Consider the following 392-nt stretch of genomic DNA (forward strand, 5'->3'; position numbering starts at 1 on the left):
CCGGACTCGAACCGGCGACCTACGCATTACGAATGGGCATCTTTACATTTTCGCTTTTTTCACAACTCCTCAAAACCGTAAACGCACCATAGCAAGTACCTTGTCAGCGAAAAGCCGCTTTCGCGGCTTCTCTTAATTCTTCGGTTTTCGGATATTCTCTGGCAGTTTTTCCGACCACGGAACCAGATCATTTAAGAAAGATCGGTCTGTATCATCCATGTGTTTCGGAATCTCTGTCAGAAGATATTCAAAGTACTCGTATGGTTTTAAGTTATTCGCTTTTGCTGTTTCTGCGATGCTGTAAATGATAGCGGACGATTTCGCACCATTGATGGTATCGATCATCTGCCAGTTTTTCTTACCGACACAGAATCCGCGGATTGCACGCTCTG

At 44.9% G+C, this 392-nt stretch carries 1 protein-coding gene; it reads right to left on the minus strand.

All coding sequences use genetic code 11. From position 1 onward, the window contains the following. Window positions 1–132: 132 nt before the first annotated feature. Window positions 133–392 (minus strand): transposase domain-containing protein (locus DXA87_RS18570; protein ID WP_242998132.1); only part of this gene is annotated, 260 nt, incomplete at its 5' end.

Source organism: Desulfotomaculum sp. OF05-3 (assembly GCF_003435535.1).
Lineage (GTDB): Bacteria > Bacillota > Clostridia > Lachnospirales > Lachnospiraceae > Pilosibacter > Pilosibacter fragilis.